Source organism: Microbacterium sp. oral taxon 186 str. F0373 (assembly GCF_000411455.1).
Classification (GTDB): Bacteria; Actinomycetota; Actinomycetes; order Actinomycetales; family Microbacteriaceae; genus Microbacterium.
Genome location: NZ_KE150457.1, coordinates 545,704 through 568,485 on the forward strand (window position 1 = coordinate 545,704; position 22,782 = coordinate 568,485).

17 protein-coding genes are annotated in these 22,782 nt (G+C 70.6%); all 17 read right to left on the bottom strand.

The genetic code is table 11. From position 1 onward, the window contains the following. Positions 1 to 14: 14 nt before the first annotated feature. The 17 genes from rpsS to HMPREF1529_RS02645 all read right to left on the bottom strand — a co-directional run bounded on the left by rpsS (position 15) and on the right by HMPREF1529_RS02645 (position 22,742). Positions 15 to 296 carry a 30S ribosomal protein S19 gene (gene rpsS / locus HMPREF1529_RS02565; RefSeq protein WP_005050512.1) on the bottom strand — a complete coding sequence of 94 codons (282 nt, stop codon included), beginning with the start codon at positions 294 to 296 and terminating at the stop codon, positions 15 to 17. Between the two features lie 12 nt (positions 297 to 308). After that, the gene (rplB, locus tag HMPREF1529_RS02570; RefSeq protein WP_005050513.1) at positions 309 to 1,148 is read right to left on the bottom strand and encodes a 50S ribosomal protein L2; all 840 of its coding nucleotides are present in this window, start codon (positions 1,146 to 1,148) and stop codon (positions 309 to 311) included. A 24-nt stretch (positions 1,149 to 1,172) separates the two neighbouring features. After that, on the bottom strand, positions 1,173 to 1,475 hold the full coding sequence (gene rplW, locus HMPREF1529_RS02575; RefSeq protein ID WP_005050515.1) for a 50S ribosomal protein L23: 303 nt from the start codon (positions 1,473 to 1,475) through the stop codon (positions 1,173 to 1,175). Further along, positions 1,472 to 2,134 carry a 50S ribosomal protein L4 gene (rplD, locus tag HMPREF1529_RS02580; protein WP_005050517.1) on the bottom strand — a complete coding sequence of 221 codons (663 nt, stop codon included), beginning with the start codon at positions 2,132 to 2,134 and terminating at the stop codon, positions 1,472 to 1,474. The genes rplW and rplD overlap by 4 nt, the downstream gene beginning before the upstream one ends. Before the next feature lie 2 nt (positions 2,135 to 2,136). Beyond that, positions 2,137 to 2,796 carry a 50S ribosomal protein L3 gene (gene rplC, locus HMPREF1529_RS02585; protein WP_005050519.1) on the bottom strand — a complete coding sequence of 220 codons (660 nt, stop codon included), beginning with the start codon at positions 2,794 to 2,796 and terminating at the stop codon, positions 2,137 to 2,139. Positions 2,797 to 2,806: 10 nt separating this feature from the next. Continuing rightward, a complete protein-coding gene (gene rpsJ, locus HMPREF1529_RS02590) occupies positions 2,807 to 3,115 on the bottom strand; it encodes a 30S ribosomal protein S10 (protein WP_005050520.1) in 309 nt (102 codons plus the stop codon). Between the two features lie 921 nt (positions 3,116 to 4,036). Then, positions 4,037 to 4,249 (bottom strand): Rv0909 family putative TA system antitoxin, encoded by a 213-nt coding sequence (locus HMPREF1529_RS02595; RefSeq protein WP_016463576.1) that lies wholly within the window; start codon positions 4,247 to 4,249, stop codon positions 4,037 to 4,039. Between the two features lie 155 nt (positions 4,250 to 4,404). Beyond that, positions 4,405 to 5,598, bottom strand: a complete 1,194-nt coding sequence (gene tuf, locus HMPREF1529_RS02600; protein ID WP_005050522.1) for an elongation factor Tu — start codon at positions 5,596 to 5,598, stop codon at positions 4,405 to 4,407. 166 nt (positions 5,599 to 5,764) lie between these two features. Next, positions 5,765 to 7,879 (bottom strand): elongation factor G, encoded by a 2,115-nt coding sequence (gene fusA, locus HMPREF1529_RS02605; RefSeq protein ID WP_005050523.1) that lies wholly within the window; start codon positions 7,877 to 7,879, stop codon positions 5,765 to 5,767. A gap of 83 nt (positions 7,880 to 7,962) precedes the next feature. Further along, positions 7,963 to 8,433 (bottom strand): 30S ribosomal protein S7, encoded by a 471-nt coding sequence (rpsG, locus tag HMPREF1529_RS02610; protein ID WP_005050524.1) that lies wholly within the window; start codon positions 8,431 to 8,433, stop codon positions 7,963 to 7,965. A 5-nt stretch (positions 8,434 to 8,438) separates the two neighbouring features. After that, entirely contained in the window at positions 8,439 to 8,807 is a 369-nt protein-coding gene (gene rpsL, locus HMPREF1529_RS02615; protein WP_005050525.1) for a 30S ribosomal protein S12, read from the bottom strand. Positions 8,808 to 9,099: 292 nt separating this feature from the next. Then, positions 9,100 to 10,863 (bottom strand): FHA domain-containing protein, encoded by a 1,764-nt coding sequence (locus tag HMPREF1529_RS02620; protein WP_016463577.1) that lies wholly within the window; start codon positions 10,861 to 10,863, stop codon positions 9,100 to 9,102. Next, complete coding sequence (locus HMPREF1529_RS02625; RefSeq protein WP_016463578.1) at positions 10,860 to 13,301, bottom strand: transglutaminase domain-containing protein; 2,442 nt, start codon at positions 13,299 to 13,301, stop codon at positions 10,860 to 10,862. Before HMPREF1529_RS02625 ends, HMPREF1529_RS02620 begins: the two co-directional genes overlap by 4 nt. Next, on the bottom strand, positions 13,298 to 14,647 hold the full coding sequence (locus HMPREF1529_RS02630) for a DUF58 domain-containing protein (RefSeq protein WP_016463579.1): 1,350 nt from the start codon (positions 14,645 to 14,647) through the stop codon (positions 13,298 to 13,300). Before HMPREF1529_RS02630 ends, HMPREF1529_RS02625 begins: the two co-directional genes overlap by 4 nt. Positions 14,648 to 14,670: 23 nt before the next feature. After that, entirely contained in the window at positions 14,671 to 15,636 is a 966-nt protein-coding gene (locus tag HMPREF1529_RS02635; protein WP_005050530.1) for an AAA family ATPase, read from the bottom strand. Positions 15,637 to 15,651: 15 nt separating this feature from the next. Next, complete coding sequence (locus HMPREF1529_RS02640) at positions 15,652 to 21,597, bottom strand: Ig-like domain-containing protein (RefSeq protein ID WP_016463580.1); 5,946 nt, start codon at positions 21,595 to 21,597, stop codon at positions 15,652 to 15,654. After that, positions 21,597 to 22,742 (bottom strand): serine/threonine-protein kinase, encoded by a 1,146-nt coding sequence (locus HMPREF1529_RS02645; protein ID WP_016463581.1) that lies wholly within the window; start codon positions 22,740 to 22,742, stop codon positions 21,597 to 21,599. Before HMPREF1529_RS02645 ends, HMPREF1529_RS02640 begins: the two co-directional genes overlap by 1 nt. Positions 22,743 to 22,782: the final 40 nt, after the last annotated feature.

Consider the following 22,782-nt stretch of genomic DNA (forward strand, 5'->3'; position numbering starts at 1 on the left):
GGAACGCCACCGCGTCAGCGGCGGCGACCCTTCTTGTCGTCCTTCTCGTGGCCGCGGAAGGTGCGGGTGGGCGCGAACTCGCCCAGCTTGTGACCGACCATGGTCTCGGACACGAACACGGGGATGTGCTTGCGTCCGTCGTGCACGGCGATGGTGTGTCCCAGCATGGCGGGGATGATCATCGAACGGCGCGACCAGGTCTTGATGACGTTCTTGGTGCCGGCATCGTTCTGCGAGACGACCTTGCGAAGCAGGTGCTCGTCGACGAAGGGGCCCTTCTTCAGGCTGCGAGGCATCTTCCTCTACTCCTACTTGCGCTTCTTGCCGGCGTTGCGACGACGGACGATGTACTTGTCGCTTTCCTTGTTGGCGTGGCGGGTGCGACCCTCAGCCTGGCCCCAAGGAGAGACGGGGTGACGTCCACCGGACGTCTTGCCCTCACCACCACCGTGCGGGTGGTCGACCGGGTTCATCGCGACACCGCGGACGGTCGGGCGGATGCCCTTCCAGCGGTTGCGGCCGGCCTTGCCCCAGTTGATGTTCGACTGCTCGGCGTTGCCGACCTCGCCGATCGTGGCGCGGCAGCGCGCGTCGACGTTGCGGATCTCGCCCGACGGCAGACGAAGCTGCGCGTAGGGGCCGTCCTTGGCGACCAGGCGAACCGACGCACCGGCCGAACGCGCCATCTTCGCGCCGCCGCCGGGGCGGAGCTCGATCGCGTGGATCACGGTACCGGTGGGGATGTTCTTCAGCGGCAGGTTGTTGCCCGGCTTGATGTCAGCGCCCGCACCGGACTCGACGATGTCGCCCTGCTGCAGCTTGTTCGGAGCGAGGATGTAACGCTTCTCGCCGTCCACGTAGTGCAGCAGCGCGATGCGCGCGGTGCGGTTGGGGTCGTACTCGATGTGCGCGACCTTGGCGTTGACGCCGTCCTTGTCATTGCGACGGAAGTCGATGACGCGGTACTGACGCTTGTGACCGCCACCGATGTGACGCGTGGTGATGCGCCCCTGGTTGTTGCGACCACCGGTCTTCGACAGCGGACGGAGCAGCGACTTCTCGGGCGTCGATCGCGTGATCTCGGCGAAGTCGGCCACCGACGAACCGCGGCGACCCGGGGTCGTGGGCTTGTACTTGCGAATAGCCATGTTGGTTGTCCTCTATCCCAGCTGTCAGCCGACGGCCGTGAAGATGTCGATGGTGCCCGACTTGAGCGTGACGATGGCGCGCTTGGTGTCCTTGCGCTTGCCGGTGCCGAAGCGGGTGCGGCGGGACTTGCCCGCGCGGTTGAGCGTGTTGACCGCAGCGACCTTGACGCCGAAGATCTTCTCGATCGCGAGCTTGATCTCGGTCTTCGAGGAGCGCGGGTCCACCAGGAAGGTGTACTTGCCCTCGTCGATGAGCCCGTAGCTCTTCTCCGAGACGACCGGCTTCAGGATGATGTCGCGCGGGTCCTTGTTGACGGAGACGTTCATGCCGAGACCTCCTCGGTGGTGGCGCTCTTGGACGCGACGAACGCGTCGTAGGCGGCCTTGGTGAAGACGATGTCGTCGGAGACGAGCACGTCGTAGGCGTTCAGCTGGTCGAAGCTGAGGACGTGGACGTACGCGAGGTTGCGCACGCTCTTGACCGCCAGCTCGTCACCGCGCTCGATGACGACCAGGACGTTCTTGGTCGGAGCGAGCTCGGCGAGGACGGCCGCAGCGGCCTTGGTCGACGGGGCGCCCTCGATGCCGAAGGAGTCCACCACGTGCAGACGACCACCGCGAGCACGGTCGCTCAGCGCGCCCAGGAGGGCGGCGGCGATCATCTTCTTGGGGGTGCGCTGCGAGTAGTCGCGCGGCTTCGGACCGTGGACGATGCCACCACCGGTCATGTGCGGCGCGCGGATGGAGCCCTGACGGGCGTTACCCGTGCCCTTCTGCTTGAAGGGCTTGCGGCCGGCACCGGAGACCTCGCCACGACGCTTGGTCGAGTGCGTGCCCTGGCGAGCCGCCGCGAGCTGCGCGACGACGACCTGGTGGATCAGCGGGATGTTCGTCTTGACGTCGAACAGCGCAGCGGGAAGGGCGACCGAGCCGGCCTTCTTGCCACTGGGGCTGTGGACGTCGAGCGCGAGAGTCGAGTCAGCCATGATCAGGCACCCTTCACTGCGTTGCGGACGTAGACGATGCGGCCACGCGCACCGGGGACGGCGCCCTTGACGAGCAGCAGACCCTTCTCGGCGTCGACGGCGTGCACCGTGAGGTTGAGGACGGTCACGCGCTCGCCACCCATACGGCCGGCCATGCGCATGCCCTTGAAGACGCGGCTCGGCGTCGACGAGGCGCCGATGGAGCCGGGCTTGCGGTGGTTGCGGTGCGCACCGTGCGAGGCGGAGACACCCTTGAAGTTGTGACGCTTCATGACACCCGCGGTGCCCTTGCCCTTGCTGGTGCCGACGACGTCGACCAGCTGGCCGGCCTCGAAGGTGGCGTCCACGGTGAGCTCCTGACCGAGTGAGTAGTCAGCGGCATCCGCGGTGCGCACCTCGGTGAGGTGGCGGCGGGGGGTCACACCCGCGGCCTCGAAATGGGCCGTCTGGGGCTTGTTGACCTTGCGGGGGTCGATCTGGCCGTAGGCGATCTGAACGGCGTTGTAGCCGTCACGCTCGGGCGTGCGCACCTGGGTGACCACGTTGGGGGCCACCTCGATGACGGTGACGGGAACGAGCTTGCCGTTCTCGTCCCAGACCTGGGTCATGCCGAGCTTCGTGCCGAGCAGGCCCTTGGAAACCTTTTCGTTGATGTGTGCCATGACCGGGACCTCAGAGCTTGATCTCGATGTTGACGTCGGCCGGGAGGTCGAGACGCATCAGCGAGTCGACGGCCTTGGGCGTCGGGTCGATGATGTCGATCAGGCGCTTGTGGGTGCGCATCTCGAAGTGCTCGCGGCTGTCCTTGTACTTGTGGGGCGACCGGATGACGCACACGACGTTCTTCTCGGTCGGAAGGGGCACGGGGCCCACAACGGTGGCGCCTGCGCGGGTCACCGTGTCGACGATCTTGCGCGCCGACGTGTCGATGACCTCGTGGTCATACGACTTCAGGCGAATGCGGATCTTCTGTCCCGCCATTGTCTGCTCACTCTCTTTCTCGCGTCGTACCTGCCCTGATCGCTCAGGGGGCATTGGACGCACATGGCACAGGGTTGTGCCGGGCACTTGCGCACCACTGTTCTGATGTCAGTTCCGATCGTTCGCGCGCACGCGGGCGAATCCTGTTTCCAGGAGAGATCGGATTGTGTTGTTCTGCTGCCCGCGGCCTAGGTCAGTGCGCTTTTCCGAAGAGGATGCGCCGCCTATGCACTGCCCTGGCAGTGATCCCGCACGTCGCTGACGCGCACGCAGGAATGTGGAACTGGTCTAGTCTACGTGTCCGCCGGGCGTGTCGCAAACCCGGGCGTGTCGCGCCGGGATGCCGGGCGTTGCCCTGGTCCCTCGCCGTGCGCGGCAGACACAAAAAGGGGAGGGGTGGGCCCTTGGGGAAAGCCCACCCCTCCCGGTCTCCGCGGGACGCGCGACCCCCCGACCGCGCGCCCCGGGTCTCAGCGCGCCGCGTCCCCCCGACGCGATGGCGCAGCGTTCAGGACGACGCGCAGGCGCGGACGACCGCGATGAGGACGCCCCCCGGCATCCACATCGACGGCGAATCGTCCATCGCCGGCAGGAGCCAGGGAGACGCGGTCGGAAACGCCGAACCGCGACGAGTGCGCTCGGGTCCCCCGAACAGCATCCCCCATACATCCACGAGCAGCGCTCATGCCCCCACAACCTGTCACCGTGCACACGCGCAGACTCTGCGCGATGCGGCGGAACGAACCCCCACAGTTCATTCAGTCGGTTTTCAGCCCCCCGGCGTCGTACTGACCACTGCTGACGCTAGAGGGTGCACGACCCAGCGTCAAGCCGGTTTTGATCTCGTTTTCGACACGGTACGACGAAGGGGTGGATGCCGCGGCATCCACCCCTCATCCGATCGTCGGATCCGTTCGCGACTCAGTTGCCGATCGCACCATCCACCTGGTCGCGCACCTCGTCGACCTTGCCGTCGAACTGATCGGGAGCGACCTTCTTGACGAAGTCGGCCGCCGCGTCCAGCACGCCGTCGCTGACCTCCTCCGCCTTGTCGGAGTGGATCACCTCGTCGATCTTGTCCTTGTTCTGCTCCAGGAACTGCTTGCCTTGATTCACGATGTCGTCCAGCCCCATGGCCGTCCCCCTCCTGCTCGATCGATGCGGCGCGGCAGCGGCGCTGAAGACATTCTGTCGGCGCACACGCCGGCTGCCTAGGGGGCAGGCCCCCCAGAAGCCGACGATGCCCCCGGGAGCGCAGGGCTCCCGGGGGCATCGTCGATGTGAAGTGCTTACTTCAGGATCTTCGTGACGGTACCGGCACCGACGGTGCGGCCACCCTCACGGATCGCGAAGCCGAGGCCCTCTTCCATGGCGATCGGCTGGATGAGCTCGACCGTCATCTCCGTGGTGTCGCCGGGCATGACCATCTCGGTGCCCTCGGGCAGCGTGATGACGCCGGTGACGTCGGTGGTGCGGAAGTAGAACTGCGGGCGGTAGTTCGTGAAGAACGGGTTGTGACGGCCACCCTCCTCCTTGGAGAGGATGTACGCGGTGCCCTCGAAGTCGGTGTGCGGCGTGACCGAACCCGGCTTGACGACGACCTGACCACGCTCGACGTCGTCACGCTTGGTGCCGCGAAGCAGCAGACCACAGTTCTCGCCGGCCCAGGCCTCGTCGAGCTGCTTGTGGAACATCTCGATACCGGTGACGATCGTCTTCTGCGTCGGGCGGATGCCGACGATCTCGACCTCGGAGTTGATGGCCAGCGTGCCACGCTCGGCGCGGCCCGTGACGACGGTGCCACGACCGGTGATCGTGAAGACGTCCTCGATGGGCATGAGGAACGGCTTGTCCTTGTCGCGCACCGGGTCCGGGATGGACTCGTCGACGGCGTTCATGAGCTCGACGATCGACTCGACCCACTTCTCGTCGCCCTCGAGAGCCTTCAGGCCCGAGACGCGGACGACGGGAGCGTTGTCGCCGTCGAAGTCCTGCGAGCTGAGCAGCTCACGGACCTCGAGCTCGACGAGCTCCAGGATCTCCTCGTCGTCGACCATGTCGCTCTTGTTGAGCGCGACCAGCAGGTAGGGCACGCCGACCTGCTTGGCGAGCAGCACGTGCTCACGCGTCTGAGCCATCGGGCCGTCGGTGGCGGCGACCACGAGGATCGCGCCGTCCATCTGAGCGGCACCGGTGATCATGTTCTTGATGTAGTCGGCGTGGCCGGGCGCGTCGACGTGCGCGTAGTGGCGCTTCGGGGTCTCGTACTCGACGTGCGAGATGTTGATCGTGATACCACGCTGACGCTCTTCGGGAGCCGAGTCGATCGACGCGAAGTCACGCTGCACGTTGGTCGCCGACGGGTACTTGTCGGCGAGCACCTTCGAGATCGCAGCGGTGAGCGTGGTCTTGCCGTGGTCGACGTGACCGATCGTTCCGATGTTGACGTGCGGCTTGGTCCGCTCGAACTTGGCCTTGGCCACTGGGTCCTCCTCAGGACGTTCATGTAGAGGTTCCGGTCGCTGGATTGCGACCGGTGCTCTACGGGGATGGGTGTCAGTCTAGACGACTGGGTCTGTATTCAGTTTGTGCGGATGCTGTGCGCGAAGCGGTCTACGCAGAAGGCTCGGCGCACAGCATCCCAGAGGGTTACTCGCCCTTGTTCTTCTGGACGATCTCGTCGGCGACGGCCTTGGGGACCTCCGCGTACGAGTCGAACTCCATCGAGTACACGGCCCGACCCGAGGTCTTCGAGCGCAGGTCGCCGATGTAGCCGAACATCTCCGACAGCGGGACGAGGGCGCGCACGATCTTGATGCCCGACCCGTCCTCCATCGACTGGATCTGGCCACGACGCGAGTTCAGGTCGCCGATGACATCGCCCATGTACTCCTCGGGCGTGCGCACCTCGACCGCCATGAGCGGCTCGAGGATGGCGGGGTTCGCCTTGCGGATGGCCTCCTTGAAGCCCATGGAACCGGCGATCTTGAACGCCATCTCGGACGAGTCGACGTCGTGCGAGGCACCGTCGAGCAGGATCGCCTTGACACCGACGACGGGGTAGCCGGCGAGGACACCCACGTTCATCGCGTCCTGGAAGCCCTGGTTGGTCGGCTCGATGTACTCGCGCGGGATGCGGCCACCGGTGACCTTGTTCTCGAACTCGTACGTCTTGTCGGCCGTGACCTCGAGCGGCTCGATCGCGAACTGGATCTTCGCGAACTGACCCGAACCACCGGTCTGCTTCTTGTGCGTGTAGTCGTGACGCTCGACGGCCTTCTTGATCGTCTCGCGGTAGGCCACCTGGGGCTTTCCGACGTTGGCCTCGACCTTGAACTCGCGCTTCATGCGGTCGACGAGGATGTCGAGGTGCAGCTCGCCCATGCCCTTGATGACCGTCTGGCCGGTCTCGGGGTTCAGCTCGGTGCGGAAGGTCGGGTCCTCTTCGGCCAGCTTCTGGATCGCGGTGCCCAGCTTCTCCTGGTCGGCCTTGGTCTTCGGCTCGATGGCGACCTCGATGACGGGCTCGGGGAAGGTCATCGACTCGAGGACGACGGGCTCGTTCGGGTCGGCGAGGGTGTCACCGGTGGTGGTGTCCTTCAGCCCGATCACGGCGTAGATGTTGCCCGCGGTGACCGCGTCGACGGGGTTCTCCTTGTTGGCGTGCATCTGGAAGATCTTTCCGATGCGCTCCTTCTTGCCCTTGGTCGAGTTGATGACCTGCGCGCCCGAGTCGAGGTGACCCGAGTAGACACGGATGTAGGTCAGGCGACCGAAGAACGGGTGCACCGCGACCTTGAACGCCAGCGCGGCGAACGGGTCGTTGGCGTCGGGGTGACGCTCGATGACCTTCTCTTCGTCCTTGGGGTCGTGCGCCTCGATGGCGGGAACGTCCAGGGGCGAGGGCAGGTAGTCCACGACCGCGTCGAGCATCGGCTGCACACCGCGGTTCTTGAAGGCCGAGCCACAGAGCACCGGGTACAGGTCACCGGCGACGGTGAGCTTGCGGATGGCGCCCTTGATCTCGGCGAGCGTGAGCTCCTCGCCGCCGAAGTACTTCTCCAGCAGCGCCTCGTCGGACTCGGCGACCGTCTCGAGCAGCTTCTCGCGGTACTCGGCAGCACGGTCGGCGAGGTCGGCCGGGATCTCCTGGACCTCGTACTTGGCGCCCATGGTCACATCACCCTTGGCGTCGCCGGGCCACACCAGTGCGCGCATCTCGACGAGGTCGACGACGCCCACGAAGTCGTTCTCGGCGCCGATCGGAAGCTGAAGCACGAGGGGCTTGGCGCCCAGGCGGTTCACGATCGTGTCGACGGTGAAGTAGAAGTCGGCGCCCAGCTTGTCCATCTTGTTGACGAAGCAGATGCGGGGCACGTCGTACTTGTCGGCCTGGCGCCACACCGTCTCGGACTGGGGCTCGACACCCTCCTTGCCGTCGAACACGGCCACGGCGCCGTCGAGGACGCGCAGCGAGCGCTCGACCTCGACCGTGAAGTCCACGTGTCCGGGGGTGTCGATGATGTTGATCTGGTGCTTGTTCCAGAAGCAGGTCACGGCGGCGGACGTGATCGTGATGCCGCGCTCCTTCTCCTGCTCCATCCAGTCGGTGGTCGAGGCGCCGTCGTGGGTCTCGCCCAGCTTGTGGTTGACACCCGTGTAGAACAGGATGCGCTCGGTCGTCGTCGTCTTGCCGGCATCGATGTGCGCCATGATGCCGATGTTGCGGACCTTGTTGAGGTCGGTGAGCACTTCTTGTGCCACGGGGTGTCCTTACGTGTGGTGTGACGGATGTCGTGGGGTGGCCAGCCGGGTGCGTACCCGGCCGGCCACCGAATCGCCGCTGGTTACCAGCGGTAGTGCGCGAAGGCGCGGTTCGACTCGGCCATCTTGTGGGTGTCTTCGCGGCGCTTGACCGCGGCACCCAGGCCGTTCGAGGCGTCGAGGATCTCGTTCTGCAGACGCTCGGTCATCGTCTTCTCACGACGACCCTTCGCGTAGCTGACGAGCCAGCGCAGCGCGAGGGTGTTCGCGCGGTGCGGCTTGACCTCGACCGGCACCTGGTAGGTCGAGCCACCGACGCGGCGGCTCTTGACCTCGAGGGTGGGGCGGACGTTGTCGAGCGCCTTCTTGAGCGTTGCGACGGCATCCTGGCCGTTCTTCGCCTCGACGCCCTTGAGGGCGTTGTAGACGATCGACTCGGCCAGCGACTTCTTGCCGTCGACGAGGATCTTGTTCACCAGCTGGGTGACGATCGGAGCACCGTAGACCGGGTCGTTGACGACGACGCGGCGGGGTGCGGGTCCCTTGCGAGGCATCGGACTCAGCCCTTCTTGGCGCCGTAGCGGCTACGGGCCTGCTTGCGGTTCTTGACGGCCTGGGTGTCCAGGGCGCCGCGAACGATCTTGTAGCGGACACCGGGGAGGTCCTTGACACGGCCTCCACGGACGAGCACGAGCGAGTGCTCCTGCAGGTTGTGGCCCTCACCCGGGATGTAGGCCGTGACCTCGGTGCCGTTGCGAAGCTTGACACGGGCGACCTTGCGCATGGCCGAGTTCGGCTTCTTGGGCGTGGTCGTGTACACGCGGGTGCAGACACCCGCCTGCTGCGGGTTCGCCTTCAGGGCGGGCGCCTTGGTCTTGGTGACCTTGGGCGTACGTCCCTTGCGAACCAACTGCTGAATGGTTGGCACGTTCTCTCCTTGTAAAGCTGTGCCAGCTCTCGCCTGCACAGGTGCTGCACGGTGACAGCGATGGTGGTTTCACCACAGATCCACCGGCGCGGCGGATGCCGAGCATTGGGTGGTGGATATGCCGTGGGGGCGGCCTGTTCGCAGACCGGTCCCGATCGTGTGCCGAACCCCGTCCGGATGCCGTGGCACGGCGGACGGCGCGCGTATACGCACACCCGGTCAATACTACGCCGTATGACGAACTCGGGCAAACGCGCCCGGTGAGTCGCGCTCTGCTCTCGCGACGCTCGTCTCAGCGTTCGATGCGCGCGAGGTGGAACTCCTCGTCGCCGAGGAAGAACCGCTCCCCCGCGTCGATCTTCGAGCCCGGCTCCACCTCGACCTCCTCGCCCATGAAGGTGCGGACGAGCACCCCGTTCGTCGAGGCCAGATCGGTGATCGTCCAGACCTCGTCGTGCCGTTCGAGACGGGCGTGGGTCTTGGACACGGTGAGTGCCTCACCGGCAACGGCGATGAGCTGGGCCTTCGGGAAGGCCGCGTCGGCGGCCGGGCGGCGCCCGAGGATGACGACGTCTGCCGTGATCGCGACCGGCGCACCGGATGCCGGGACGAGCTGCCACACCGCCGCGCGGACCCGCCGCGTGATGACCGTCTGGTCGATGTCGTCGTCGGCGCTCTCGCCGCGGAGGTGCTGGGCGGCGACCGCGCCCGCGGCCGAACGCGGCGATCCCGCAGCCGGAGAGCCGATGACCGCCGACACCTCGCCCGACAGCTCCGGGAAGCCGTCGGGCTCGTTCGGAGCGACCGCGAACGCCGGCCACGGTCGCGCGCGGCGCAGCGGCGGCTCCGCCGCGTCGGGCGTGACCTCGCGCGCGGGGGCGGGGTCCGCTGCGGGGGCGGGCGCGGACCCGGGCGCCGCGGAGACAGGGATGTCCGAGGCCGTGTCGGCCGAGGGGCCATGCGAGGCGCGCGCCGCCGCTGCGGCGGCGGACACCCGCGGCGCGGGTGCCTCGGCCCCCGTCGCCTCGGCGGCGTCGTGCGGCGACGGCAGCGCGGTGCTGCGCCGGCCCGGGACGAAGTCGATGGGCGCATCGTCGGTGACCGGCGGCATGGCGTGGCGCCAGCCGGCGCCCGAGCTGGGCGGGAACGGGGACGGCGCGATCGCCGAGACGTCGTCGATCTCCGACGGCCAGGCCGCGTCGTCGTCGACGGCTTCTCCGGCGCGGACGGCGGCGGATGCCGACACGGGCGCCGGCGGGCGGACCACGGCGGACGGCGACGGCGACGGCGACGCGGCGGGATCATCGAGCGCATCGGCGTCGACGGCTCCCGCGGCGCGCGCGGTGGGGACCGCGTCTGCGGAGGGCGGCGCTGCGGGCGGTGCGGCTGCGGGCGACGCGGGCGAGGGCGGCACCGTCGTCTCCGGCGGTGTCCACGCCGGCGCGGCGGCGGCCTCCGGGGGCGCGAAGAGCCGTGCCAGGTCGTCGTCGTCCTCGCGCGCCCCCTCGGAGCGCCCCGCGGGCACGGCCGCGTCGGGCGCTGCCGCCAGGGGCGCCGGCCCCGGAGGCAGCTCAGACACGACCGCGGCCTCCTGCGGGGTCGGCGCCAGGTCGGCGAACACTCCCCCGAGGCTCGCGCGGGGCTGCTCTCGCGAGGCCGCCGCCGCGCCGCTCGCGCGCGCGCCGAGCCACCGCGAGGGTCCGAAACCGAGGATGCTCGCCCAGACGACGAACAGCACCGCCGCGAGGACGGTCATGCCACCGCCGTATCCGAAGCCCGGATTGATCCGGTGAGCCGAGATGATCACCAGCACCCACAGCGCGATCGGCCCGAGCACCGGAAACAGCCCGATCAGGATGAGCCACGGACTGAACCCTCCCCACCCGAGCACGGTGGCGACGTTGAGGACGGGCACCCACCCCTTGTAGGGGGCCTCGCCCATCTTGCGGAACATCGCGGCCAGGGCCAGGGCGGTCCAGACGTACAGGGCGAGGCCCGCCGCGAGGGCGACGAGGCCCAGCAGAGCGCCGACGGAGTCGCCGATGGGTGCGTTCATGCGGTGCGCCGCGGGCGCGAGGCCGCGCGGCTCCCCCTCTCGAAGTGTGACCGGAACGATCGCGGGACGAACGATCTCAACGATACGGCTGCACGCAGCCGGCGCCACCTGCTCGTCGCGAGCGCAGCACGCTCGTCCTCGACGATCCGCCAGAACTCATCGGCCTCGTCGGGGGCCATCGGGCGGGCGGAGAACACCGCTTCGTCGGCGGTGCGCGCCAGCGCGCCCGCCGCCGGACGTCCGAGCGCCTGTGCGATCTCGGAACGCGTGGCGGCCGGTGGCGGGCGGCGACCGGCGTCGACCGCGACATCGAGGTACTCGTCCCACCCCCCGGCGATCGCGTCGGCGGGACGGTCCTGGCGTCGCCGCCGGCGCCGACGCAGCGCCTTGGCGATCACGATCGCCGCGAACGGACCGGCGAGCACGAGCAGAACCGCCAGGACACCGCCCGTGATGCCCAGCGTCGTCCACAGCCAGCGCAGGTCGAGAGGGTCGGAGCGGTCGGTCGGCGCGGCACTGTCCTCCTGCGCGGGACGCTGGGGCTGCACCTCGTCGACCCCGTCGGGGCGCACCGAGGTGGCGATCTGGGGGTCGGGCTGCTCGGTGCGCTCGGTGCGCGGCGGGCGCACGTGCTGAGGGGTGACGTCGACCGGGATCCAGTCCCCCGACGCGGCGCGCACCTCCACCCACGCCGAGACGTCGCCGGCGCGACACACCCCGCCGGCGCAGGTCGCGGCATCCGGGTCGCTCGACGTGAGGCGCGTGCCGACGACCACCCGCGCCGGAAAGCCCAGCTCACGGGCGATGAGGGCGACGGCGGCCGAGAACTGCTCGTCGTCGCCGACGGCGGCCACGAGGTCGTCCGCGGCGACGGCGGCGGGGTCGGCCTCGCGGGCCAGCAGCGCCGTGAACATGGCGTCGATGCGCGCCAGCGAGTGTCCCGACGCGCTCGGTGCGAAGGTGTAGCCCGCCCCGAGCCGCTGCATCCAGGCGGCGCCGACAGCGGGCGGGCGCAGCGCGTGGCTCAGGTAGCCGCGGGAGCGCAGCAGCGTGACCAGGCCGTCCAGAGCCGCCCCGCCCGTGCCGACGGCATGCTGCTGCACCCAGGTGCGCAGGCTCGCCGGTGCCACGAGTTCGCTGCCGTCGGCGGCGGTCACCGACACTCCCGCCTGCCCCCCGGGAGCAGTGACCGAAGACAGGGCGCTCATCGCCGGCGCGGCAGCGCGGAGACGGTAGGTGTCACCGGCGCTCCAGGGGGCCGTCTCGACTGCCGCCTCCCGTGCGCCGCTCACGTAGAAGCCGTCGGCCAGTGCGGCGGCGCGCGGCCCGGCGAAGTCGACGGATGCCACGGCTCCGGCCGTCGGCATCCAGATGCCGTCCAGCGCGCCGATCGTCACCTCGGCGTCGATGGGAGCCCCCTCACCGAGGACGCGTGCCGCGGCGAGCCGCACGAACGGCTCGCCGGCCGGGTCGGTGCGCCAGACCGCGCCGTCGTAATCGTCCAGAACAGCCAGTCGCACCCGGTCGGGGAGAGCGTCGCCGGTGACCCGGAACAGTTCTTCGTCGACGCGCGCGTCGGCGAACAGCGTCCGATACGAGCTCAACGGGCTGATCGCGCGGGAGATCTCCTGCCGGGGCCCCGTCGCCTCGCGCAGCACATCGCGCTGCGCAGGCACCGCCACCGCCGGCACCGAGACGGCGACGGCCGCGGCGACGGCGACCATGCCGAACCCGAGCCCGAGCCGGCGCAGTCGCGGGCCCGCTCCCCGCGCGGCGTCGCCGGCCACTCGCACGCGAGCCGCGCCCGACCCTCGTCGAAGGGCCTGCACGCGCGCGGCGCGGCTGCGCCACGACAACCACAGCACGCCGGTCAGCAGCACCCCCGCTCCCACGGCCGTCTCGACCGGGGCGGGAAGGACGAGGGGGCCCACGACCAGGGGGGCGCTGACCTCGGTGCTGCCGAACAGCAGCCCGAAGCCGGCCATCGCGATCGCGACGGGCACGGCGAGCACGGCGAGCGCGTCCCTGCGCCAGCTCAGCAGCAGGACGCTGGCCGTACCGACCAGGAACACCACGAGCGCGGGCACCAGCAGGTTGCGATACGACCCGACCGGCAGGTCGACGGTGAGCAGGTCCTTCCAGCCCCACAGCAGTCCCGTGACGAGATCGCCCAGTCCTTGGAGGAACGGTGCCGGCGCCCCCGCACGGGAGGGGACGGCCAGGGGCACTCCCGCCACGAGGACGGCGCCGGCGAGCAGTCCGGCCGCGGCCCATCCGCTCCACCGTCGCCAGGCGACGAGGGCCGCGATGGCCGCGGCGAGCACGGATGCCGCGGCCACCAGCAGCAGGAACGATCCGGACCGGTAGATGGGCCACGCCGCGACGGCGGCCAACACCACGGCGGCGAGCGCGTAGAGCGCGCCGGCCACGACCCTCACGAGCGCGCTCCGCGCAGGAGCAGTCCGGCGAGGTCCTCGAGCGCACCGATGGTCACGACGGTGAGCGGACCGACCGTCTGTGCGCGCGGGTGGGCGCGCTCGTCGCAGCGGACGGCGATGACCGCGGCATCCACCGGAAAGGCCAGCGTCGCCAGGCGCAGAGCCGCGAGAGGAACGCCCGAGCCGGCGACGAGGACAGCGACCGAGAGCCGTTCGTTGGCCTCGGCGGTCAGCCGGCACACCTCCGGGAACGGCATCGTCTCGACGAGGCGATCGACGCCGCTGAAGCCGTCGAGCACGGCGCGCGGGGCGCCCGCGGCGATGTGGCGGATGGCGCGCAGGCGCCCCCGGACGACGCGCGGGATCTCGGCACCGACGACGATGTCGAGGTCGCGCGCGTCGTGCACGGCGCGCAGGGCCAGGGAGGATGCCGCGCTGACGGCGAGTTCGAACTCGTCGTCGGATGCGTACTCCGCGCTCGACAGTCCCAGCACGACCGCCATCCGCGAGCGGCGCGACTCCTCGTACTGCCGGACCATGAGCCGGCCCGTCTTCGCCGTTGACTTCCAATGGATCTGGCGGCGGGCATCACCGGGCGCGTACTCGCGGATCGCGTGGAAGGACATGTCCGCATCGACGAGGCGCCGCGTCGCACTGCCGTCGAGGTCGCGGATGAGTCCGGCGCTGGTGGACGGCACGGCGACGGTGCGCGGGTGGACGAACAGCTCCTGTACGTCGTCGAAAGCATGCTCGCGGCGCAGCAGCCCCAGCGGATCGGAGCGGATCGTGGTCGCCGGACCGATGCGCACGATGCCGCGACGCTGCGGCGGCAGGTCCACCGCGTGCCGGGAAACCCCGTCGGCGGCGAGGAGCGGAACGCCGAACTCGACCAGTCCGGGCCCGATCGGGATGTCGATGCGGCCGGGCAATGCCGTGGCGCGCCCGATGTTGCGCACGACGACGGTCGCCCGCGCCGCCACCCCCGCGACGACGCGCTCCCGGTCGAGCACGAGGCGCACCTCGTACGTGCGGGCACCGAGGAGGAACGGCAGGGCCATGGCGAGCAACGCCGCCGCGGCCGCGCCGGCGACGAGGGCCTCGACCCATCCGAACGCGAGCCCGGCCGAGAGGCCTGCGGTCGCCGTCAGCACCGCCAGGGCCCCGGCGGGCCTGATCGTCGCGCGGCACCACGCGGTGGCGGCGCGGACGGCCGCGCGCCCGCTCGCCCACACCCGCGAGGCGCGGACGGCCGCTCCCACCAGGCGACGGCCGCGGCGCGCCGTGACCTCCGTCCGCTCGCCGGTGAGGCTGGTTGCCGAGGTCCGCGTGAGCCGGGTGTCGGTCACGGACGACCGACTCTCGCCGCTGCTCACGCGCTGTCCCGGCGGGTGGGCGGCGCCACGTCGAGAAGGACCTGACCGATGACGGCCTCGGGGGCGACGCCGTCGAACTCGGCCTCCGCGTGCAGGATCAGCCGGTGAGCGAGCACCGGGACGGCGAGCCGCTTGACGTCGTCGGGAGTGACGTACGTGCGCCCGTGCGCGGCGGCGCTCGTGCGCGCGGCCCGCGTCAGGGCGAGGGCCCCGCGGATGCTGACGCCCAGGCGGACCTCGTCGGCTGCCCGCGTCGCGTCGACGAGCCGCGCGATGTAGTCGAGCACGAGCGCGTCCACGTAGACGTCCGCGGCCAGTTCACTCATCCCGACCAGCGCCCCCGGGGTGAGCACGGGCGACAGGTCCGCGGTCGCGACCGCGGCGCGGTCGAGGATGCGGACCGTCGCCGCGTGATCGGGGTAGCCGAGCGCCGTGCGCAGCAGGAAGCGGTCGAGCTGGGCCTCCGGCAGCCGGTAGGTGCCGGCCTGCTCGACAGGGTTCTGCGTAGCGAGCACGAGGAAGGGGGCACCGACGGCGCGCGTGACGCCGTCGATGGTCACGCTCCCCTCCTCCATCACCTCCAGCAGCGCCGCCTGCGTCTTGGGGCTTGCGCGGTTGATCTCGTCGGCGAGGACGATGTTGGCGAAGATGGGGCCGGCGTGGAACTCGAACGCACCGGTCTTCTGGTCGTAGACGGTGATTCCGGTGATGTCACCCGGAAGCAGGTCGGGGGTGAACTGGATGCGGGTCGTCGTCCCCTGCACCGATTGGGCCACGGCGCGGGCGAGGGAGGTCTTGCCCGTGCCCGGCACGTCCTCGATGAGCACGTGGCCTTCACTGAGCATGGCGGTCAGGATGAGCTCGACGACATGACGCTTGCCGAGCACGGCGCGCTCGACGTTGTCGGCCAGTTGCGCAAAGGTCTGGGCGAACCAGCTCGCCTGCTCGGTGGTGATCGTCATGAGGACTCCGTCGGGTCAGCCGGCCGGGTTCGGCGCGGCGGCGGGCGTACAGCGTGTGGCGAGCTCCGCGCTCGCGGGGGCGAGGCTCCAGCCCTGCCCGGACCAGTCGACGACAACGCGGATGCCGGCCACGCGTGCGGCGTTCGCGGGCACCGTCCACGGATCCGTGCCGGGAGCCAGCAGCGTGTCGTTCTTGTCGTAATAGCGGATGGCCGCGGGATCGAACGTGACCGCGGCATCCGAGCCACTCGAGCTGGCGGTGCGGGAGAGCGTCGTGCCGCCGGTGCACGTGCCGAGCGACCACGAGGCCTGCACCTGATAGGGCGCGCTGCCGGCAGCGGGGGTCACGTCGCCCCACGCCGACTGCCACCATCCGTCCTTGTGCTCGTAGCGCACCTGGATCTGGGGGTCGTTGTCGAACACGCTGCTCGGCAGTCCCCGGAAGACCACGTTGTTGTCGTTCGGCGGAGTTTCGGGCGACGTCGGCGTCTGATCGATGGTCCACGTGGCGCGACCCGACGGGGTGCCGTCGCCGGCGACGTGCGCGGTGGGACCGACCACGAAGGTGTAGCCGGTGGGCGCAGCACCGCTCTGCGTCGCGCGCACCGTGTTGGTCACGGTGGCCCGACCGAAGGAGCGTGAATCGAACCACGACTCCGCGCAGAGGGCGAAGGTGTACAGGCGCCCGTCCGGCAGGCCCCGGAAGACCCGCTGTCCGCCGTCGTCGCTGGTGCGGCAGCTGTCGGCCGAGACGGGCGCGCCGTCCTGACCGACGGGACCGTCCAGGCGCACGATGCCGTAGCGCACCCGGGCGTCGTCGCCGCCCGGCGCCGCCGTGCCCACCGCCGTGATGTCGACCCGGCCTCCGCCGACGTTGACGGCCGTGAGGGTCAGCGCGCCCTGCGTCGGCGCACCGATGCCATGCGCCGACACCGTCGTGGAGCCGATGGCGGGACCGGGAAGACCCGGCGGAGCCGTGTACCGCGACAGCGGCGTGATCGTCACCTCGGTCGCCGTGTTGGCGCCCACCCGGAACGCGGGCACCGTGATGTCGGTCTGCGTGGCGCCGACGGCGATCGTCTGCGTCTCGCCGACCGGGCTGGTGATCTGCAAGGATCCGGTGTTCGCGGCATCCACCCCGGAGATCACCAGCGACGCCACGCCGCCGTCGGCACCGGCGACGACGGGAGCCGCGGTCGCGCCCGTGGGAGCGGACGGCGGATCGTACGCCCAGGCGGTCGTGCGCACGGCGGTGAGCGAGGAGCCCACCGCGTTCACCGCGACGGCCTCGTACGAGCGCTGCTCTCCGTTCGGGGCGCTGATCGGCGGGCAGATGCCCTGCGGCGTGCACACGGCCACGCGCTGGCCGGCCTGGCGGACCTCGAACCCGGTGAGCGCGGGGTAGGCGGCCTGCGCGGGCCCCGGATCGACCCGGAGGGTGAGCGAGCCGTCCGCGTAGGCGGACTGCGCCACGCTCGCCGGGGCTTTCGGGTAGCCCTGCAGGTCGAGCAGGATCCGTCCGTCTCGGGCACTCGCGCTCTGGCGTCCCTGGGCGTCGCGGACGGTGAAACTCGCCGCACATGTCGCACCGGGCGCATCCGAGGTCCACGTCGCGGAGATGCGGCTGGGCGAGACCACCGCGAAGCTCACGCCGGTGCAGACACCCGCCGCGGCGACGGAGACCACCTGCAGCGGTGTGCTCGGCAACGGGTTGACCTCACCGGCTGCGCCGACGACATCGATCGTGCACGAGGTGCCCGACGCCTGGCTGCACTGCTGCTGCACGGAACCCCCCTGCGGCAGCGTGGACGGGGCGGCGCCCACCCGCAGGGAGATCCGCGCCGGTGCGACACCCGGGTGGGATGTCACCTGGACCACGACGCTCTCGATCGTTCCGGGCGCGGCCGCATCACGACCGCGGATGCTCAGCTGCGCGCCCTGCAGGGCCAGGTCGAAGGATGCCGGGTTCCCCTCGACCCGGTAGACGATCGCCTCGGGGCGCCCCTGCCACGTGGTCATCGCGCCGAGGTCGAAGACCTGGGTGTCGCCCGGCGCGACCTCCAGCGCGGCCGGAGACAGCCGTGGCTGCGGGGCGATCGGGGTCACGACGACCGGGATCGACAGGACCGTCCACGACGGCTGCCCGGTGAGGCGCACGAGGACGCGGCAGGTGTCCGTCCACGGCGCGTCCGCTCCGGCCGTGTAGCGCAGGGTGGTGGCGCCGACGGCCGTGCAGGATGCACCGGGCCGCGCGCCCGAGGCGCGGGTCTCGCCCGACAGTTCCAGGGTGCGACCGCGCGGCACGGTGACCAGTGAGGCGAGATCGACGTCGGCCTGCGCGTTCTCGCCGACCGTCAGCGGCGGCGCGCCGGCGCGCAGCGCCAGCGGCGTATCGGCAGCAGCCGGGATCCTCAGGAACGCGTAGGTCGTCACCGGCCCGGCGGGCGTCTGTCCGGTCACCGAGAAGGGGATCAGGTGGGCACGATCATCGACGGTGCCCACCAGGCGCGTCCCCTCGACGGTGATGCCGTCCGCCGTGCCCCACAGCCCGACCGACAGCTCGCCCGCGTCACCGCCCGACCACAGCACCTTGCCGGCCAGGACATCGATACCCCTCGCGAGGTCGGCGCGCCCATCGGCATCGAGCACGGTGTCGGAGACGACCGGGAAGTCGGCGACGCGTTGGGCGACCACCCGCACGACGATGAGGCCCCGGGCGGTGTTGCCGGCAGAGGAGACCACGTCGTAGAGGAACGACATCGTCCCGGGCGTCGGCCCCGCCTCGATCGTGACCGTGTCGTCGCTCTGCGCGACGAGTCGCTGCTGCAGACGGGTGAACTCCGCCGTCGGCGACCCGTCCAGCGCGAACTGAGGAACGTCCGGGCGCACCCGTTGCAGTGTCAGCGTGCCCTGCATGGGATCGATGTCGTTGGCGAGGGGATGCACACGCAGGACGTTGCCGTCACCGGCTTGCACCTGCACGTAGTCGGTGTAGGTGATCGGAGCGGGGCTGGCATCGCCGCTCAGCACCCCGACACGGACGGTTCCGACACCGGAGGCGCCGGAGGGGTCCACGACCCGATAGGTGAACGTGTCCTGCCCCGAGCTGCCGGCGTCGCTCGAGTAGACGATGGAGGCACCGTCGGCGGAGATCACGGCCGAGCCGTGTGCGGGCTGATCGACGATGCGGTCCAGGCGCACGACGTCGCCGTCCGGATCCATCCCGAACCCGTCGAACGCGATGACCGTGGACAGTCCGCTGAGCACCCGGCCCGAAAGCGCCCGGGGCTGGGGGTCGCGGTTCGCTCCGTCGCCGACCACGCTCAGGTGGACCGTCGCGGTGTCGCCGAGCGCCGGCGCGCCGGTCGTGAACGCCCGATAGGAGATCGTGAGGTCACCGGGCGATGCGGGCGCCAGCACCCGCAGCACATCGCCGGCGGCGAAGGCGAGCACGTCGGGACGCGACGCGACGATCGACTCGGGGTCCAGACGGGGGCGCGTGCCCACCGCGGCGACGTCGTTGTCCAGCACCGGGATGTCGATCTGTGCGCCGGCGCGGACGATGGCACGATCGTCGACGGCGATCGGCGCCTGCTCGGAGGCGGGCGGCAGCAGGTACACCGTCGCCTCGCCCGTGACGGCCGACCCCTCGTCGGTCGTCCCGTCGCCGACACGGTACGAGACGGTCCCCAGCAGACCCGACTCTCCGGATGCCGTCGAGCCGGATACGCGCAGCTGGCTCTGGGCCACGACATCCGCCGACAGGGACGCGCCGGTGACCGGTCGGATGACGAGATCGCTGAGCAGGAGCACACGTCGGGTGGGGTTGGTGACCGCGGCGAGGACGTCGACGGTGGCATCGGCCTGCGGACGCACGAAGGCGACGACCGGCGAGGTCGACAGATCGGCGGGACCCGCCGGGTCGAGCAGGGTGAGCCGGACCGTGCCGGTGGCCTCGTGCCCTCCCGAAGACACCGTGACGGCCACACGGTAGGCGCCGGGCGATGCCGCGACGACATCGAACGTGGTGGAACCGCCGACGACCGTCGCCGTGGCGGCCGCGTCGTCGAGCACGCGCGCCGCGGTGAGCGTGAGGTCGCCGGCGGTGCCCGTGACGTGCGGCGCGACATCGACCGACACCCGCGAACCGGCGACATCGACGACGGCGAACGACTGCAGGGCCGGCTGCGCGTCGCCCCGGATGCGCACGACGAGCTGCCGGGTCGCCGTCGCGCCGCGGACGTCGGCGACCGTCACGGTGATCGACTCGGTCTGCTCGCCGTCCACTCCGGCGTCGCGGTGCTGGAACACGACGTCGCCCTCCGGTGTGGTCGCGACCTCGCCGAGACCGGAGTCGTCGCTCGCCGACAGCAGCAGAACGGGGTCGCCTTGAGGATCCACCCAGTCCCCGAGCACCGGAACGGTCACCGTGCCGCCCGGAGCGACCTCGGGGCTCGGCCAGTCCTGGCGGCATCCCTCGACGCCGCACCACACCGGCGCGGAGTTCTCGTCCTCGGCGGCCACGCGCAGCGTCACCGTCGCCGGCGGCGACACGAGACCGTTCACCGTGGTGCCGTCGGTCACCGCGTAGGTGAAGGTCGCGGACCCGGTCGCTCCGGGGGCGACGCGCACCGCGAGGCGCTGGCGGTCATCGGTGGTGGTCACGGTTCCGAACGCGGGGTCGAGACCGGCGACCGAAGCCGGGTCGACGGCGAGAACGTCATCGTTGGGATCGTGGTCGTTCAACAACACCGGAAGACTCACGAGCGCACCCGGACGCACGCCGAACACATCGTTCTCGGCGACCGGCGGGCGCGGGTCGATGATGGGGGGCGGCTTCTGATCCGAGGTCTTCGGCGCGGTCTGCACCTCGTCCTCGATGTTCCAATTCTGGCTGGAGGGCAGCAGCCGCCCATCCGGAACCGACCAGACCCACCCCGAGCGCGCGTCGTTGAGGATCACGCCGTCGCCGGCATCCACGAAGACGGGACGCCGCTGAGAGCCCAGTCCCTGCCCGCCGTAGTCCAGAGGCACATCCCCGCCCGTGGAGGTCCACAGGGTGCCGCCGCGCGTGCCCTCCGCGAGCCATGCGGCGCTGACGACGCCGCCGCGACTGACCGGACGGGCGGGGGTGCCGCGCGAGGTCGTGCTGTCGCCGAAGATGCGCTCGCCCGCGACGCCGGAGACCGCAATGCGGACCAGCCCGGTGTCATCGGCGACGTATACGGCATCGCCGTCGACTGCGGCGCGACTGACCGCGACGGCGCCGGTCAGCGACACAGCGCCCTGCCCGCGGCTCGTCCAGAACCGTCCCGCGCCGCTGCCGGCGGTATCCAGGAGCACCCAATCGTCGCCGGCCGCGGTGAGGACGGGGCGCTCCACGGTGGCCGCGACGGTGTCGGTGGCGGCAACCCTTCCCGAGGCGAGGTCGATCCGCGAGACAGTGCCGGCCGCTGCCGAGTAGCTGAAGACCACTCCCGACGAGGACGAGGCGACGGCGGCGGATGCCGGGACCTCGATCGGCGCGGCGGGTCCGGCCGACAGCCGTCCCGCGAACACCGCCCCCGCGTCGGTGCGGTAGGCCACCACGTCGCCGGAGGCGTCGATGTCGGCCGTGCCGGCCGGCGCGGGCGTCGCCGAGCGGAGCCCCTCGGCGTCGAGATCGACCGGTGCGGCGTCGTCGATGCGCTCGACCTTGGCATCGTTGTCGGTGAACATGTACGCGCCGTCGGCGGAGGTCACGATGCGGCTCGGGTTGCTGACCGCCCGCACCGTGTCGATCTCTCCGATGGCCGTGTTCACGCGGGCGTAGCGCAGGGTGTCGGCCTGCAGCACCCACGCCGTGGTCTGCTGCGGCGGGGTGCGCTGAGCATCCAGGCCCGGCCAGACCACACTGACCCCGGTGATGAGCGCCAACGCCGCACCCGCGGCGGCGAGACCGACGACGCTGCCCCGCTTCATCAGCGGATCACCGTCCACAGCGCTGCTCCCGCGGCGAGCAGTCCGCCGGCCGCCACCAGTGCGCCGACGATCGAGAGGGCGATCACCCGGGGCGACCACAGTGCGCGCGGGGAGGAGGCGCTCAGTCCGGTCGCGTCCTCGTCCGCGCTGGGCGTTCGACGCGCCGTGGCCTCCGGCATCGATCGCCGGCGACCCTCCGCCACGCGGCTGCGCGCGGGGCCGCGCGCCGACACGTCGGTGAAATCGATCGCGTCGGATGCCGGCATCCACTCCTCCGTCGGCACCTCCAGCGGGGTGGGCGCGATCCCCGCCGCACGCTGGACCTCGCGGACGGCCTCGCCGAACTCCCGCGCCGAGGCGTATCGGCGGTCGGGGTCCCGGGTCATGGCCGTCGCGAGGACCTGCTGCAGCGCGTCGGGCACATCCGGACGGGCGATCGGCACGAACGTCGCCCGCGCGATGCGGCGACGCATCAGCTCGCGAGTGTTCTGATCCTTCTCGCGCCTCTCGAACGGGCTGTGACCGGCCAGCAGCGAGTACACGGTCGCGCCCAGGCTCCACACCTCGCTCGCGATCGTGCCGCCGCTGTGCTCGGCGACGACTTCCGGAGCGCTCCACGGGATCGACATCGCGAGGACGTCGGATGCCGCGCTGCGCTGCAACGACGCGGAGATGCCGAAGTCGGCCAGCACCGCCGACCCGAAGCTGGTCACGAGGATGTTGCTCGGCTTGATGTCGCGGTGGATCAGCCCCGCGCGGTGCGCGGACTCGAGTGCCCCGGCCAGACGCACCGCGACGGCCATCACCTCGTCCACCGGCATCCGTTCGATGCGATAGCGCTGCGCGAGCGAGCCGGGGCAGTACTCCATCACGATATACGGGCGTCCGTCGGCGGAGATTCCCGCCTGATAGACCGTGACGATCGCCGGATGCGCCGACAGATGCGCCAGAACGTCGGCCTCGGCGTTGAACATGCGCAGCAGATCGGGGTCACGCTCGCCCGCCGGCAGCACCTTCACCGCGACCGCACGCCGCGGCATGTCCTGTTGATAGAGAAAGACGTCGGCGAAGCCGCCGGATCCCAGCGGACGCACGTAGTCGAGCCCCGGCAGCTGCGGCGGCGCAGACGGGAGCCTGCGCGTCATGGCACCCCTCAGTCATCTCGCGACCCCATCCCCGACGACC